This is a genomic window from Salinibacterium sp. NSLL17 (assembly GCF_015864935.1).
Classification (GTDB): domain Bacteria; phylum Actinomycetota; class Actinomycetes; order Actinomycetales; family Microbacteriaceae; genus Rhodoglobus.
In genome coordinates this window covers 1,134,488-1,149,500 of sequence record NZ_JADYWH010000001.1, presented here as the reverse complement: position 1 = coordinate 1,149,500, position 15,013 = coordinate 1,134,488, and the positions used below count along the sequence as shown (strand labels likewise).

At 60.8% G+C, this 15,013-nt stretch carries 14 protein-coding genes; 7 read left to right on the top strand and 7 right to left on the bottom strand.

Going from position 1 to position 15,013, the window contains the following annotated elements:
- Positions 1-2: 2 nt before the first annotated feature.
- Both I6E51_RS05555 and I6E51_RS05550 read right to left on the bottom strand, forming a co-directional pair.
- On the bottom strand, positions 3-878 hold the full coding sequence (locus I6E51_RS05555) for a branched-chain amino acid ABC transporter permease (protein WP_197106114.1): 876 nt from the start codon (positions 876-878) through the stop codon (positions 3-5).
- An 83-nt stretch (positions 879-961) separates the two neighbouring features.
- Positions 962-2,137: an ABC transporter substrate-binding protein gene (locus I6E51_RS05550; protein ID WP_197109654.1), complete on the bottom strand. Its 1,176-nt coding sequence runs from the start codon at positions 2,135-2,137 to the stop codon at positions 962-964.
- A gap of 150 nt (positions 2,138-2,287) precedes the next feature.
- Between I6E51_RS05550 and I6E51_RS05545 the strand changes: the two genes are divergently transcribed.
- Positions 2,288-3,985 carry a sodium:proton antiporter gene (locus tag I6E51_RS05545; RefSeq protein WP_197109653.1) on the top strand — a complete coding sequence of 566 codons (1,698 nt, stop codon included), beginning with the start codon at positions 2,288-2,290 and terminating at the stop codon, positions 3,983-3,985.
- 1 nt (position 3,986) lies between these two features.
- Here the strand turns inward: I6E51_RS05545 and I6E51_RS05540 are convergent, their stop codons facing one another.
- On the bottom strand, positions 3,987-4,619 hold the full coding sequence (locus tag I6E51_RS05540) for a hypothetical protein (RefSeq protein WP_197109652.1): 633 nt from the start codon (positions 4,617-4,619) through the stop codon (positions 3,987-3,989).
- Between the two features lie 113 nt (positions 4,620-4,732).
- Here I6E51_RS05540 and I6E51_RS05535 point away from each other — a divergent pair, with 113 nt between their 5' ends.
- Together I6E51_RS05535 and I6E51_RS05530 are read left to right on the top strand one after the other, a co-directional pair.
- Complete coding sequence (locus tag I6E51_RS05535; protein WP_197106117.1) at positions 4,733-5,191, top strand: hypothetical protein; 459 nt, start codon at positions 4,733-4,735, stop codon at positions 5,189-5,191.
- The gene (locus I6E51_RS05530; protein WP_197106118.1) at positions 5,188-6,840 is read left to right on the top strand and encodes a DUF5671 domain-containing protein; all 1,653 of its coding nucleotides are present in this window, start codon (positions 5,188-5,190) and stop codon (positions 6,838-6,840) included. The genes I6E51_RS05535 and I6E51_RS05530 overlap by 4 nt, the downstream gene beginning before the upstream one ends.
- Positions 6,841-6,870: 30 nt before the next feature.
- Here the strand turns inward: I6E51_RS05530 and I6E51_RS05525 are convergent, their stop codons facing one another.
- The gene (locus I6E51_RS05525; RefSeq protein WP_197106119.1) at positions 6,871-7,635 is read right to left on the bottom strand and encodes an SDR family NAD(P)-dependent oxidoreductase; all 765 of its coding nucleotides are present in this window, start codon (positions 7,633-7,635) and stop codon (positions 6,871-6,873) included.
- 81 nt (positions 7,636-7,716) lie between these two features.
- Positions 7,717-9,252 (bottom strand): aldehyde dehydrogenase (NADP(+)), encoded by a 1,536-nt coding sequence (locus tag I6E51_RS05520; RefSeq protein ID WP_197109651.1) that lies wholly within the window; start codon positions 9,250-9,252, stop codon positions 7,717-7,719.
- A gap of 98 nt (positions 9,253-9,350) precedes the next feature.
- Here I6E51_RS05520 and I6E51_RS05515 point away from each other — a divergent pair, with 98 nt between their 5' ends.
- A complete protein-coding gene (locus tag I6E51_RS05515) occupies positions 9,351-10,037 on the top strand; it encodes a GntR family transcriptional regulator (protein ID WP_197106121.1) in 687 nt (228 codons plus the stop codon).
- Between the two features lie 11 nt (positions 10,038-10,048).
- Here I6E51_RS05515 and I6E51_RS05510 read toward each other — a convergent pair whose 3' ends face one another.
- Both I6E51_RS05510 and I6E51_RS05505 read right to left on the bottom strand, forming a co-directional pair.
- Positions 10,049-10,810 carry a ribonuclease activity regulator RraA gene (locus tag I6E51_RS05510; protein ID WP_197106122.1) on the bottom strand — a complete coding sequence of 254 codons (762 nt, stop codon included), beginning with the start codon at positions 10,808-10,810 and terminating at the stop codon, positions 10,049-10,051.
- Positions 10,811-10,899: 89 nt separating this feature from the next.
- Positions 10,900-11,712 carry an IclR family transcriptional regulator gene (locus tag I6E51_RS05505; RefSeq protein ID WP_197109650.1) on the bottom strand — a complete coding sequence of 271 codons (813 nt, stop codon included), beginning with the start codon at positions 11,710-11,712 and terminating at the stop codon, positions 10,900-10,902.
- A 147-nt stretch (positions 11,713-11,859) separates the two neighbouring features.
- On the opposite strand from I6E51_RS05505, the gene I6E51_RS05500 reads away from it, so the two are divergent.
- Genes I6E51_RS05500 through I6E51_RS05490 form a run of 3 tightly spaced genes read left to right on the top strand, consistent with a single transcriptional unit; the run spans position 11,860 to position 14,951 of the window.
- The gene (locus I6E51_RS05500; protein WP_197106124.1) at positions 11,860-12,933 is read left to right on the top strand and encodes a tripartite tricarboxylate transporter substrate binding protein; all 1,074 of its coding nucleotides are present in this window, start codon (positions 11,860-11,862) and stop codon (positions 12,931-12,933) included.
- Positions 12,930-13,439, top strand: a complete 510-nt coding sequence (locus tag I6E51_RS05495; protein WP_197109649.1) for a tripartite tricarboxylate transporter TctB family protein — start codon at positions 12,930-12,932, stop codon at positions 13,437-13,439. Before I6E51_RS05500 ends, I6E51_RS05495 begins: the two co-directional genes overlap by 4 nt.
- Before the next feature lie 3 nt (positions 13,440-13,442).
- Positions 13,443-14,951: a tripartite tricarboxylate transporter permease gene (locus I6E51_RS05490; RefSeq protein WP_197109648.1), complete on the top strand. Its 1,509-nt coding sequence runs from the start codon at positions 13,443-13,445 to the stop codon at positions 14,949-14,951.
- The last annotated feature ends 62 nt before the right edge of the window (positions 14,952-15,013 follow it).

Here is a 15,013-nt window from a genome sequence, read left to right as displayed (position 1 = left end):
GATTAGACCTCCCGCGTCTTGCGAGCGCCGAAGAGGCCCTGCGGTCGAAGTATGAGGATGAGGAACAGAAGACCGAACGCCACCATGTCTCGCCACGAGCTGCCGATGTAGTTGACGGCAAGCACTTCGGCCAGACCGAGGATCAGACCACCAACGAGCGCTCCCGGCAGGGATCCCATTCCGCCGACAATGATCACCGCGAGGGCCTTGAGTTCAACGGCATGGCCGATGCCGAGGGATGCAGCATTCACGTTCAGGGTGAACAACACACCGGCAACCGCACCGAGTGCAGACGAGAGCGCGAAGGTTGTGCTGCTGATGCGACCCACGTTAAGCCCAAGCACGGCGGCGGCGTGCGGGTTCTCGGCGATCGTGCGCATTCCTCGACCCAGCTTGGATTTGGCCACGAGCCAGGTGAGAACGACCATGAGCGAGACGCTGATGATGAGGATGACGACTTGAAGCAGGGACACTGTCGCGCCGAAGATTTCCACGCGCGTAGTGGGAAAGGCATCCGCGGGAAAACGACGGGTATCGGCCCCGTACAGCGCCTGCAAGAGAGAGAGGATGATCGCGCCGAACGCAATCGAAGAGATGAGCCCCGCGAAGTGCGCATCGTGGCGACCGGCGAGCGGCCTAAAAGCGATGCGCTCGATAGCAATGCCCAGGATCGCGCCTACCACCAGCACGATGGGGATGAGCAGCCAGATCGGGACCCCGAAGACCGTGACGATCTCGATACCGACCAAGGCGCCGGCGGTGAACACCGCCGCATGGGCCAGGTTCAGCCGGTCAAGAATGCCAAATACCAGGGTGAACCCGATCGCGAATAACGCGTAGATCGAGCCGAGAAATATCCCGTCCAGAAAGAGTTGCATTGGTGGTGTCCCTGCTCTGTGACTGCGTGCCGCCCGAAGGCGGCACGCAGTCTGCATGTATTTGGCGGTGCGGTGCGGTGACGCTAGTTCAGAATGACGAACTGGCCGTCCTGAACGATCTGCACGAGAGCGTCATGTTCAGCGTCGCGGTTCGCGTTCAGAGTCACATTACCGAGAACGGTAGGAACATCCGTGATTGTGCCAAGGCCAGCCTTGATACCGTCACGCTCGCCCGAGCATTCTGAACGGACTGCCTGGTCGATGATCTGCATTCCGGCGTACGCCTGAGCGGCGAACTGGTCGGGAGCTGAGCTGTAGGCGGCGGTGTAGTCATCAATGAACTTCACGTTCTGCTCGTTGTCTGACGCAGAGTTCCACGCGGCTCCCACGATGACGCCTTCTGCAGCATCGCCAGCACCTTCGATGAGTGCGGGCGAGTTGAAGCCGTTTCCACCAATGATCGGGGTGTCGATGCCGATTTCACGGGCCTGGGTCACGAGCGGCACTGCAGCATCGATGAGACCAGAAACGATGATCGCGTCGGCATCAGACTGCTTTGCCTTGTTGAGCAGGGCGCGGAAGTCAGTGTCAGACTTGGAGAAGGTGAGAGTTTCAGCGACCTCAACGTTTTGGTTCTCGAGAGCCGCAGCGAACGCTTGGTAGCCAGATTCGGTGAACGCATCGTCGTTGGCGTACATGACGACGACCTTCTGCACACCGAGACTGTCAACAGCAGCCTTGACGGTCTGCGGGATGACGGCATCTTCAGTGAGGGAGTCGCGGAAAATGTAGTCACCGATTTCGGTGATGCCCGCTGCAGTGTTAGACACACCGAGCACGGGAACGCCAGCGTCCTGCGCGATCGGGTCTGTTTGCTTTGCCGTGTTCGACAGCGTCGGGCCGATGATGACACTAGCGCCAGCGCTAATGAAGCTATCGAAGACCTGGATGGCTTCCTTCGGGTCGGTCGCGTCGTCCTCGACAGTGAGGTCGTACGTGACGCCGCCAACCTCGTTGAGAGTCTTGACCGCAAGTTCGAGTGCATTCTTCTGCCCAGCACCGTACTGTGCAGCAGCACCGGTGAGGCTAAACGAAGCACCAATGGGAATTGCAGAATCGATGACGCATTCTGCGCCAGTACCGGTTCCGGTCAACTCGCCACCGGCGGTCGATCCCGAATCTGCAGGAGCGCTGCAGGCGGTGAGTGCAAGCAATAGGGTGGAACCGCAAACAGCGGCGGAGAGTAGTTTTCTTCTCATAGTGGACCTCCTTGGCCAAGGTGCAAGAGCCACCTAACGCCTAGGCAAACTCGTCGGTGCGAGTCTATCCATTCTCGCCCTCGCGCTGAGACAGCATCAGTCCTCTCCGGCTATCAGCTTTTCGATAAATTTCCCTGAAAGGCTCAGCAAATGACCGAACTGCTTATCGTGATCGTGGTCGCGCTCATTGTGATTGCCTCTGCGACGCTGCTCGGCCCTCGTTTCGGAGTCGCTTCACCCCTCGTTCTCGTTGCCATTGGCGTTGCAGCAAGTCTCGTGCCGGCATTCGACTCGGTGCAGATCGATCCTGAACTAATTCTTCAAGGCATCCTTCCACCGCTGCTGTATTCGGCGGCGGTGTCCTTGCCGACCATGAACTTCCGGCGGGAGTTTGGGGCCATCGGCGGACTGTCGGTGGCGCTAGTTGTGGGCACTGCGCTCATCCTTGGCGTGTTCTTCATGCTCGTAATTCCAGGGCTCGGGTTCGCGTGGGGTGTTGCGTTGGGCGCCATCGTGAGCCCCACGGATGCCGTTGCGGCATCCATCATCAAGAAGACACCAGTCTCGAAGCGGGTTGTTGCCATGCTCGATGGCGAAAGCTTGCTGAACGATGCGACTGCGCTCGCGCTGCTGCGGGCCGCGATTGTGGCAACAGCAGCCACGTTCTCCTTTTGGGGTGCAGTTGGCTCCTTCTCCTATTCGGTACTGATCGCCCTCGTCATTGGTGGTGCGGTTGGTTGGCTGAACCTTGTTGTTCGCAAACGCATCACCGATCCCACCGTCAACACGGCGATCTCGTTCACGGTCCCCTTTATTGCGTCGGTTCCTGCCGAGTTATTGGGTGCCTCGGGACTGGTCGCCGCTGTTGTTGCAGGAATTGTGACCGGCATCCGGGCACCACGATTGTTCTCGCCCCAGAATCGGCTTTCGGACACCCAGAACTGGCGCATGATCGAGCTCGTTCTTGAGGGCGCGATTTTCTTGATGATGGGCCTTCAGATTTCGGCCATTCTGACGGATGTCGAAAACGATGATGCAGGAATAAGGAACGCGGTGCTGATCGCGGCCGGGGCTCTCGTGATCACAGTCGTGGTGCGTGCAGCGTATGTCGCTCCCCTTCTCGCGTTCTTAGCGCGCCGTGCGAAGCGACATGAGTCTATGAAGTCGCGAATGCAGGTGGTGCAAGAGCGGCTGAATGCACCGAAGGACATTCAGGATGCGGCAGAGCGCGGCAGTAAACACAATCCGGCACGATCGGAGCGCTATCTTCAACGCGTGACCGGTCTGGTCACTCGGTCGCTGGCCGATATTGAGTATTTTCGGCGTGAACCCTTGGGTTGGCGCGAGGGCACCACGGTGGTGTGGGCTGGCATGCGCGGCGCGATCACGGTGGCTGCGGCTCAGACGTTGCCCTCTGACACTCCTCAGCGTTCGACCCTCATTTTGATTGCGTTTGCGGTGGCTGCGATGTCGCTGCTCGTCCAAGGTGGAACGATCGGCACCGTCGTACGACGGATCTCACCGAAGGTCGATAAGGTCGCGGTCGCTGAGCGAGAACGGGAAGAACGAACCCGCCTCTTTGCCCTCCTGAAAGCAAGCGCGAGCACTATCCCGCCGCGGCTGGATGTCAATGGTGCTGTCGTTGATAGCGATAACGCCTACGCTCCGCTGGACGCTGATTTCGATGACGAGAAACGCCACCGACTGGCGGTCATTGACGCTCAGCGCACGGCTCTGCTTGACGCACGCGATAACGGCATCTTCGATGCCGACCTGCTGGAGAATGCCCTGGCGAATCTCGACGCCTCACAGATCGCGCTCGAGATGCGCGGCAAGCCAACCGCCTGATCTATTCGGCGATGGCGTGCGCGAACGCGGTCACAATCTCGACGATGGGCGTGCTGAGACCGTCAAGCGCATCATCAAGGGTGGGCGCCGGATACGACTCGGCCCCATTCCAATCCGACTTGAGGATGCTCTGCCCATCAACCCAGAAGGTATTCGTCGCGTGACCCGCTAACTCAAGTAACACTTTCTGCGCCGCGGTTGAGTTGCTTCCCACCAGAATCTCCTCGGTCGCGCCGCGAACGAACCGCGCAGCGACGACAACGTTGGGCGTTCCCTCTGCGAACTGACTGAAGTCACGGCTCTCCGCACCTGTCTGAAGAAAGGAAGCAAGGAGCACGTGCGCAAGATAGCTGGGGATCGCTGCGCGGAACTCAGCCGTGAGCGTGCTTCCTTGGCTCGCCACCCATTTTTCGCGGGTGCTCTCGGTCTCGACTCCGGCGGAATGATCAGTGAAACAGAATTTGGTCCATTCCAGAGGAGATCGCGCGAACCACGTCGTTTGCTCAAGCTGGATGAGCGGCCCGTCGGGACTCTGAAATGCCAGCAGCGTGGTGATGTGGTCCGCGTTCACGCGCCGCAGTAAGGCGCCCGACTTCACGCCGCCGACATAAAATGACTCGACTGCTACTGACATGGATGAAACGTAGCAGCCCTCGGAATCGCCAGAGCAGTGGGCACCACCGAGCGACGTGATCCGAAACACTTTAACTCATGGACTAAGCGGCATTTTTAGCGCATGCTGGCGTCATGGAACCAACCGCCGCACGCCCCGATCGCACGCTCATCGCGATCCTTTCCGTCATCGCCGCCATCGTGGTGATTGCGCTCGTTGTGGTGTTCACCCGCGGCGGCCCAGCGGTACTCGATCCGGCAACGCCCGAAGGCGTTGTGCAGTCTTATTCGCTCGCGATTGTGGATAGCGACTTCGCGACGGCGCGCGACCTGTTGTCCGCCGAGCTGCGTGAGAATTGCGACCCGGCCGATCCGAGCACCTTTCAAGGCCTGAGGATGACCGTCATCTCGTCAACCATCAACGACGACACCGCCGTGGTGCGGGTGTCGATGGAACGCGGCAGTGGCGATTTCGGTGGCTCCGGCTACGTGTCAGAAGAAGTGTTCACCCTCGTTCTCGAAGACCGCTCATGGCGGATTGAGTCAGCCCCGTGGGACCTCACCCTCTGCTACAACCAAGGACTCGGCGAATGACCACCTCACGCACAACAACTCCCCCACCCTCAGTGGCAGCGACGCCAGCGGTCGGTGGCGTGCAAACTGTGCGCCGAGTCATCACCTACGGGTTGCTAGCGGCGACCGTCATTATTGCGGCGAGCGGCCTCAGCGGCCTGCTCGACCGACTGTTCAGTGCTGGCCGTGTCGAGGTGAGTTTCGATAACTACGGCTTGGCGACATCACTCGCCTCCGCCCTCGTCGCTGGACCTCTCGCGGCGGGGCTGTGGTGGTTGACGTGGCGCGATTCGGCAATGGCGCGAGATCGAGCATCCATTCTCTGGCCGGTATATCTCGTCGTGATGTCAACGGTCGCGCTCCTGGTCGCAACCATCTCGTTGTTCTCCTGGGCGTCCGATGCGATCGTCAACGGCTGGCGACCCTCCGGCCTTGCCGTGGGGATCGTGTGGGGTTTGGTGTGGGCCTGGCACTACTGGATGTGGCGGCATCCGCTCAAAGCGCCCACCCGCCTAGCCGGTGCTGCACCGGCAATCGCATCGCTGTTGGGCCTCATTTATCTTGCTGGCGGACTAGCGGTGGCTGTCGCCCGCATCATTGATGCCGCGATTGATGCGTTCGTGGGAAGCGTTTTCGTGACAGACCCGCTGTGGCAGCTGGTGTTGCAAGCGCTCGTCTGGGCAGCCGGCGGCGCGCTGTTGTGGTGGTGGCATTGGTTCCGCGCCGGAGTGCGTTCGCAATCGCACGGCTTCGCCAACGTCTTGCTGGTGTTCATTTCGGGCATCGCCTCGATTGCGGCCTACGTTGTGGGCACCGCCGTTGTGCTGTGGGTGATTCTCTCGCTGCTCGCGCGCGTGCCAGAACCACTCTCGGTCACTCTGAGTCCTCTCGGCAGCGCGTTTTCGGCTGCCGCGGTTGGCATCGTTGTCTTCACTTATCACGCTCGCATTTTCGGAGCACGCTCTCGGGGAGTCCGCTCCGCGGTCGGGTTCGCTAGCTCTGGTGTGTCCCTTGCGGTGGCCGCGACTGGCGTCGGCGTGACGGTAAATGCGTTGCTCGCAACATCCAGCAATTCGATTATTGAGGGCAACATCCGCAGCCTGCTATTGGGTGGTCTCAGTGGCCTGCTCGTGGGTGGAGTCTTCTGGTGGAGAGCCTGGCGCCCGCTGCACGCGTCAGCTCCTGAGCGCGTGGCGACTCCCGGTCGGCGCATCTATCTCGTGATCATTTTCGGCCTCAGCGCACTCGTGGCACTCATCACGTTGCTCGTGATCGGCTTTCAGCTGTTCTCGTTCTTGCTCGATGGTGGCAGTGGTGAAAGCTTCGTGGAGCGTTCGCGTCAAGCCCTCGGGCTGCTCACGGCCACCCTCCTCGTTGCCGCCTACCATTTCGCGATTTGGCAACGAGACCGCGCCTCCAACGTCACTGAAGAAGTCGTTCGTCGCATCGGTCGCGTCACACTCGTAGCCTCCCACGACAACGCCGAACTCGTGGATGCCGTGCGCGCTGCAACCGGAGCCCGCGTGACGGTTCTTCAGCGCGCGACTGCTTCGCCGCTTGAACCGGGCATCGCCGAAATCGTTGCCGCCCTCGACGGTATCGAGGCCAGCAACGTTCTCGTGGTGGCGGGCGCTAAGGGCAAGATCGCGGTCATCCCCCTCAAGGGGTAGCGCTCTCGTGAGCGGACGCGGAATTGCTGGCTAGCGGAAGTTCAACCCGCCGTTAATGTCGAGAACCTGCCCCGTCACGTACGACGACAGGTCAGAGGCCAAGAAGGCAGTGACGCCAGCGACGTCTTCCACTGTTCCCGCGCGGCCCAACGGCACCCCGGCAATGATTCCCGGCTGCGCACTGCTGGGCGTGAAGTTGTTGTGGAACGGGGTGTCACCGATGAACCCGGGCGCGAGAGCATTGACGGTGATGTTCGACGCGGCAAGCTCCTTGGCGAGACCTCGCGTGAAGCCGACGATGGCGGACTTCGCCGTCGCGTAGGCAACAGCACCGGCGCCACCACCATTTTCGGAGGCGAGCGACGACATCATGATGACGCGGCCGGCGCTCGACTGCGTCAGGTACGGGATCGCCGCGCGAGAGACGAAGAACCCGCTCGTGGCGTTGACATCCATCACCTGGTGCCAGTGCTCGTCGCTCATCTCGGCGATCGTGTGACGCCCGACGAGGTTTCCGGCGTTGTTCACGATGATGTCGAGACCACCAAGCGCTTGCGCAGCGGCATCCACGACGGATGTTGCTTGGGCAGAGTCGGTGAGGTCACCTTGCACCGCGACCGAAGTGCGGCCGAGTGCCACGATCTGGGCCACGACGTCGGCAGCGGCATCCTTGCTCTTGGCGTAGTGGACGACGACATCTGCGCCGGCTTGGGCGAGACCGAGCGCGATTGCCGCGCCAATTCCTTGTCCTGCGCCGGTGACTAGGGCTTTGCGGCCGGTGAGGTTGAGCTGCATGGTGCCTCTTTCTGGTTGAGCGATGAAAAACAGGTACTAAAAATCGGGGATGGTCAGGCTTGGTATACCAACGAGTCGAGGCTACACGATCACCTTTTTGCTGGTCGCGGCACGGGCCGGAAGAATGAGCACACCGTCAATACGACGCGGGATTGAGGAGAACTCCTCCCGCAACTCTTCGGGGAGCACTGCTGCCGGCGCATCCTGAAAAGCGATCGGGCGGAGAAAACGACGGATAGCGCTGACACCGACCGAGCTGTGTTGGGAGTTTGTGGACGGCCAGTTTCCGCCGTGGTGTTGCGCCCACGACACTCGCACTCCGGTAGGAAAGCCGTTGAAAACGAGTCGACCGACTGTCGGCGCAATCCGATCAGAAAGTTGGCGTACGACATCCGGTTCATCATCGCCGTGGTGAATAGTGGCGGTGAGCGAACCGGGCATGGCATCGACGGCGTGGAAGATCTGCTCAAGCGAGTCGAAGCGAGCGACAACGAGCACGGGCCCGAAGGCTTCCTCGGCGGTTGCTTCAGTGAAGTCTGCAGCATCGATCTCCAGCAGCGTGGGCGCCGCGAGGATGCCCGCGCCAGCCAACGAGCCGACCGCGAGTACGTTCGCGCCACCATCATTCGTGATTCTTCCGAGGATGTCGGTCAGCGAATGCGAAATGCGTTCGTTGAGCAGCACCATTCCACCAGCCGCGGCGGTGCGCGATCGCAGATCTTCGAGGATCGCGTCTCCGCTCGCACCCCGCGGCACGAAGGCGACGCCCGGCTTGGTGCAGAACTGACCGGCCCCCAGGGTGAAGGATCCGAACAGCCCTTCAGCGATCTGCGTCGTGCGCTCGGTTGCTGCCGCCGGCGTCACGATAAGCGGGTTCAGGCTGCTGAGTTCTCCGTAGAACGGAATCGGGTTGGGGCGCGTGCTGATGATTGCCAGCAGCGCTTCGCCTGCTCCGAGCGATCCGGTGAATCCGACGGCAGCGATGTGCGGGTCGGCCACGAGAACACGCCCCGACTCGGTGCCATACACAATGCCAAGGATGCCCTCCGGAGCACCGTAGGCCGAAGCCGCGTCAGCGAGCGTGCTGAACGACAACCGCGAGGTGAGCGGATGCGAACTGTGCGCTTTGATGACGACGCTGTTGCCCGCCGCGAGCGCCGATGCCGTGTCACCGCCCACAACGGAGAACGCGAACGGAAAGTTGCTCGATCCGAAGACCGCTACTGGCCCAATGGGCAGCAGCATCCGGCGCAGCTCAGGCGCAGCCCCTAGCGGGGTTTCCCCGGCGTGGTCAATCGTGGCCTCAAGGTAGCTGCCTTCACGAAGAGCTTCAGCAAACAGTCGAAATTGAAATTGCGAACGACTGAGTTCACCATTCAACCGCGCCTCGCCGAGACCGGTTTCGTCATTGGCTGTGGCGACGAGCGCTGGGCGGTGACGTTCTAAACCGTCGGCGAGTGCCTCCAACAGCCCGGCCCGCCAGTCACGAGTGCTCCCCCGCACCGTGTCAAACGCTAGCTGCGCGGATGCGGCCCGCGCGGCAGTCCCTGCCGGTGATGTCTGTTCAATGTCGGTTTCGTTCGTAATCCCGGTTGCGGGGTTGGTCGTTGTCAGCATGATTCTCCCAAGGATGAGGGGCGGTGGGGTGTGAAGTGCGCGGCCGTTCTGGTGTCGCATTTGCGAGGCAGAGCGTGTGGTCGTTTAGGCTGACCTCCATGACCCAGTCGCTCGACGCCACTTTTCCGTCCCCGCTGCCGCCCCAGGCGGACACTCCCACGCGCACGGATCAGATCATCGATGCACTGCGGTCGGCGATCGTTTCTGGAGCGTTGGAACCGGGTCAGGTTCTTGTCGAGCGAAAGATTGCTGAGCAGTTGGGGGTCTCGAAAACTCCCGTGCGTGAAGCGCTGATTGTGCTCGAGCGATCGGGACTGCTGGATGTTCAGGCCCGCCGCATTTCGGTTCGACGACTGGGGTTCACTGACATCCGCCACATTTATGAAGAGCGTGTCTTGCTCGAACCGTGGGCCATTATGGATGCTGCGCGAAGCGGTCGTGAGTTCACTGTCGCTGGTCAGGCGCTGGCTGACGCTCGCATTTTCGCCGCCGCCAACGACAACGCGGCGACCGCGCTCGCCAACCGTCGCTTTCATCGCGGAATGTATGCCAATAGCGAGAACGAGTTCATCGTCAATTCGCTCGACCGTTTGCAGGATCTCACGGCGTTGGCCGTTGCTGGAGTGCTCTGGGAGAACTGGCCGCGACGCGAGATTGAAGCGAGCGAACACGAGGCGATCTACGCCGCAGCGAGCAGCGGGGATGCGACGACGGCAGCGCGTCTGATGAAAGAACACATTGGTGCCTCCATCGAGCGTGTAACCAAGCGTGAGCTCGGGCTGTAGCGGACTCACGATTAGTTGGGCAGCAGTTCGCTGTAGCTCTTCAGCAGTTCTTCGTTGGGCGGATATGTTCCGCGCAGCGGGCTTCCCGCTTCAACTTTCGACAGGATGAATTCTTCGAGCTCTTCCTGTTCGAGAGCGTCGTGCGCCACAGACTCGGCGAGGTGACGCGGGATGCAGACCACTCCATCGCGATCGCCCACCATGATGTCGCCCGGATAGATGGCGACTTCAGCGCACGCGATCGGGATCTGAAAGTCCACAACGTGGTGCTGCGCCAGGTTGGTTGTCGGCGATGCCCCGGCAGAAAACGTCGGCAGGTCTAGTTCTTCGAAACCGACCATGTCGCGGAACGAGCCGTCGCTGACGATTCCGCTTGCTCCTCGCATCTTCAGGCGCGTCGCGAGAATGTGCCCAATGGATGCCGCCCGCTTCTTGCCGCGAGCATCAATGACGAGCACTTGCCCAGGTTCGACCGACTCGACACCGATCCGTTGCGGATGGTCGTAGTCCTGAAAGATCGACGGCACATCGATGTCTTCTCTGGCGGGGATGCACCGCATCGTGAATGCTTCTCCGAGCAGACGCTGGCGCTCGGGGTTCGAGAATTCGAGCCCCTCGAGGTAGGTGTTGCGCAGCCCACGAGACATCAACTGAGTGGTGATCGTTGCGGTGCTCACTCGACTGAGTGCGAGGGTCGCTTCGGGGCTTAACGGGGCGAGGTGCGCCGCCGCTTGCTCATCGATCTCACTGCGATTCGCTGAATTGGTGTGCATTCTCAAAACCCTCCATTAGGCCGACATCCGGAGTTAGTATACTGGTATACCAAGATCTCAAGTGCGGTCGTGGGGCGAGAGCGCCGTGACTACCCCAGCGCCGGAACCACAATCTCGGGCTCGCGAGCGCCGAGCTGCACCCGCACTTCGTGCGCTGCTGCCACCAGCGCCCGCAGCACATCCGTCGGCCAGAGATCACTCGTGCGCGTCGCCGACATCGTGATGGAGATCGCCGTAGTGATTCCGCCGGTCGCGCTCGTGAGCGGCACAGCAACGCTGCGGGAGCCTGCGAGGTAAGCCTCATCGTCCAGGGCGTAGCCCCGCGCCTTCACTTCGGCAATGCGGGCAAGAAGAACGGGCACCTCGACGGCCACCTTGTTGACCAACAACGGCGCAGGAGCGGCAACAAGCCGGCGCTTCACTTCTGTGGGATCGAGGCTGCTCAACAGCGCCGTGCCTGGCGCTGTTGCATGGGCGGGGAGCTTCATCCCGACCGACGAACCGAACCGCATTCCCTCACTGGAATGCTGGCTGATAGCGAAATATGCGCTTTCTGCACCATCGAGGCGAAGCAGCTGAACGGTTTCTCCGAGATCGGATGCTAGGTCATCGAGCACCGGCCGTGCTGCGTTAGCGATCTGGTTGTGACCGGTGTACATCTGGCCGACATGCCAGGCACGCAGCCCCAACGAATACTGCCGGGTTGAGGTGTCGTGCTCAAGCCAGCCCGCAGAGTGCAGCGTGTTGAGCAGGCCGTGGGCGCTAGATCGCGGCAGCGCGAGCGCGGTAACGATCTCGGTGAAGCTCACATAGCCCTTGGCTGCGACCAAGTCGACGATCGCCAATGCGCGATCGGCCGACTTGACGGAATGGGCTGGTGACGCCGCTGTCTGGTGTTGCATAGTCCGGAGTTTACAGATGTGAACTCGTTGTGGCACTTCTCTGAGGATGAGTTTTTGCAGCACTAAAGACAGCACCCTGCCAACTGTGGTATCTTCGGCGTTCACAAGCATGAACGTGAATTAACAACAATGATTGGTTGGATATCAATGTCGATGTCAAAAATCGCCTCTAGCGGGCTCTTGCACAAGCCTTCGCGTCGCGTCAGGGTTTCGGGACTCGCCATAGCCGTCTCCGCGGGACTTCTCGTCAGTGGCTGTGCGCAGTCCGGCGAAACTTCTACTGATTCTGCTGCGGGCAGTTCGGGTGATGCGTGTGACATTTCGTCGACGTACCCGAGTGGTGCGATCGAATTCATCGTGCCGTGGGCTGCCGGCGGAGGCACCGACAGCGTCTCTCGCTTCGTCGGAATTCAGTTGTCTGACCGTTTGGGAGTTCCCGTCAACGTCGTCAACCGTGATGGCGGTGGTGGCGTTATCGGTCACACGGCCATCGCTAACGGCAACGCCGACGGCTCCGTTATCGGTATGACCACGGTGGAAATCACCATGATGCACTGGCAGGGTCTCACCGACCTCAGCTATGAAGACATCACCCCGATCGCTCAGGTCAACTCTGACCCCTCGGGCATCACGGTTGCCGCTGACGCCCCGTGGGACACGATCGAAGACCTTCTGGATGATGCCCGCGCTAACCCCGGCGACATCGTCGGTTCTGGCACAGCAATTGGTGGAATTTGGGACCTGGCTCGCGCCGGAATGTTGCTCGAGGCCGGCATGGATGTCAACGACATCCGTTGGGTACCGAGCGCTGGTTCCGCCCCCGCCCTTCAAGAGCTCGCTGCTGGCGGTATTGATGTTACATTCGCCAGCCTCGCTGAGAACGCCACGATGATCGGTGCCGGCGAAGCTCGCCCGCTCGCCATTATGGGCGAAGAGCGCGACCCGAACTACCCCGACGTTCCGACCCTCAAGGAGGTCGGAATCGACTTCTCGATGGGTTCCTGGCGCGGCGTTTCTGGCCCCGCTGGAATGGACGAAGACATCGTTGCTGAACTCGAATGCCAGGTTGCTGACATCGTGGCGAGCGACGAGTACGTCGAATTCATGACGACTGCCGGATTCGGCGTTGACGGCAAGGACACAGCCGCGTTTACTGAGTTCATCGTCAACGAAGACAAGGCAAAGGGAACCATCATGGAAGCAGCAGGACTGACCGGATGACTTTCGACACCGCTCCGGAGGTAGAGGAGTCGGTGGGCAAGCCCGAAAACAGCTACGACCTCGCCAGTGGCGTGGTCGTAGTTGTTTTCGGCTCGGCCATCCTTCTCGCCGTTCGCGATTACCCCACCCTGCCGAGCGGAGAGCTCGGCCCCTCGCTCTTCCCCGGCATTATTGGCGGGCTCATGATCCTCATGGGGCTGCTGCTTCTGGGGCGATGGTTCAAAGATCGCAAGACTGTTCGGCCGGTGAAAGAAAAGGGCGAAGCTGTCATCTGGAGCAGGTGGATCAATGCCGGGCTCATCATCGGTGCGGTGATCTTCTATCTTCTCGCCGTTGACTTCCTCGGCTTTCTCACGACCGTCAGTGTGATGACGGTCGGCCTGATTTTCCGACTCGGCACGAAATGGTGGGTCGCCATTACGGCCGGCGTGCTCACCACGCTCGTTGTTTGGTTGATCTTCAATAAGGTGCTTCTCGTGCCGCTTCCACTCGGATTCTGGGGTTAGAACATGATCGACAATCTCTCCCAGGCGCTCAGCATGGTGGCGAGTTGGGAACTGCTCCTCGTCGTGCTCGCCGCTGGCGTCTACGGCATCTTCATTGGTTCCATTCCTGGCCTCACCGCCACGCTGGCCGCCGCGCTTCTCGTGCCCTTCGCATTCTTCCTCGACCCGCTTCCCGCAATTGCGTCGATCATCACCATGTCGGTGATGGCGATCTTCGCGGGTGACATCCCGTCGGCTTTGGTGCGGATGCCGGGCACACCGGCGAGTGCGGCCTACGTCGAAGATTCCTACCGCTTGACCCAGAACGGCCGGGGCGCTCTCGCGCTCGGAGTCGGCCTGCTGGCATCGGCGACCGGCGGAATCTTCGGTGGGTTAGTGCTGATTTTCGCTGCACCACAGCTTGCCAAGGTGGCGCTGCTTTTTACGTCGTACGAGTACTTCTGGGTCGCGATTCTGGGCCTGACCGCCGCGGTTATTATTTCTCGCGGTTCTCAAGTCAAGGGCACCATCGCGCTGCTCATCGGGCTCTTCGTGTCGACCATTGGTCTGGACATCTCGGTGGGCTTCCCCCGCTTCACGTTCGGCAGCAGCGACTTGCTGGGTGGCATCAACTTCATCCCGGCAATGATCGGCCTGTTCGGCTTGTCGCAGGTGCTGCGCAACGTCATCAGCCCTCCCCCGGCAGCGCTCCCGGTTCGGATCGAGTCGAAGGGTCTGCTGCGCAATGCCGCAAGCACTCTGTGGAACTACAAGAAGACAGCAGTCGGCGGCAATGTCATCGGCAGCGCGATTGGCACGTTGCCGGGCGCTGGCGGAGACATCGCGGCGTGGGTGGCCTACGCGGTTACCAAGAACGGCTCGAAAGAGGGCAAGAACTTCGGTAGCGGTAAGGGGCACATCCAACCCATTGTTGGTGCGAGTTCTGCCAACAATGCCGGGGTCGGCTCTGCCTATATTCCGACACTCGTATTCGGCATCCCCGGAGACACGATCACCGCGATTCTTCTCGGTGTGCTGCTCGTCAAGGGCGTACAGCCGGGGCCGTCGCTGTTCGATAGTCAAGCGCCATTGTTGTACTCGATTTTCATCGTATTCATTGCGGCGAATATCTTGATGATCCCGCTCGGCTACCTCGCCATCCGTGGCAGCGGAATGCTGCTTCGTGTGCCTAACTCGGTGCTGATGCCCATCATCGTGGCGTTCTGTGTTGTGGGTTCGTTCTCGATCAACAATGGCCTGCTCGAGGTCGGCATCATGCTGATCTTCGGCATCCTCGGCTATCTGCTGGAACAGGCGAAGTTCCCGCTCGCCCCGGTCGTGCTCGGGTTGGTTCTTGGGCCGATTGTGGAAAAGAACTTCATGCAGAGTGTGATCAAGACAGAGTGGGACCTTACGCAGTTCTTGACCCGCCCGATGAGCGCCGCGCTGATGATTCTCACGATCATCGTGTTGCTCTACCCCGTGCTGCAGAAGCTCATCGGCAAGCTGCTGCGTTACCGCAAGCCTCTCTAGACCCGAGCAGCCGGCGACGCTAGACCCGAACAGTCGCCGACACACTCGCGAGCGAAAAGAAG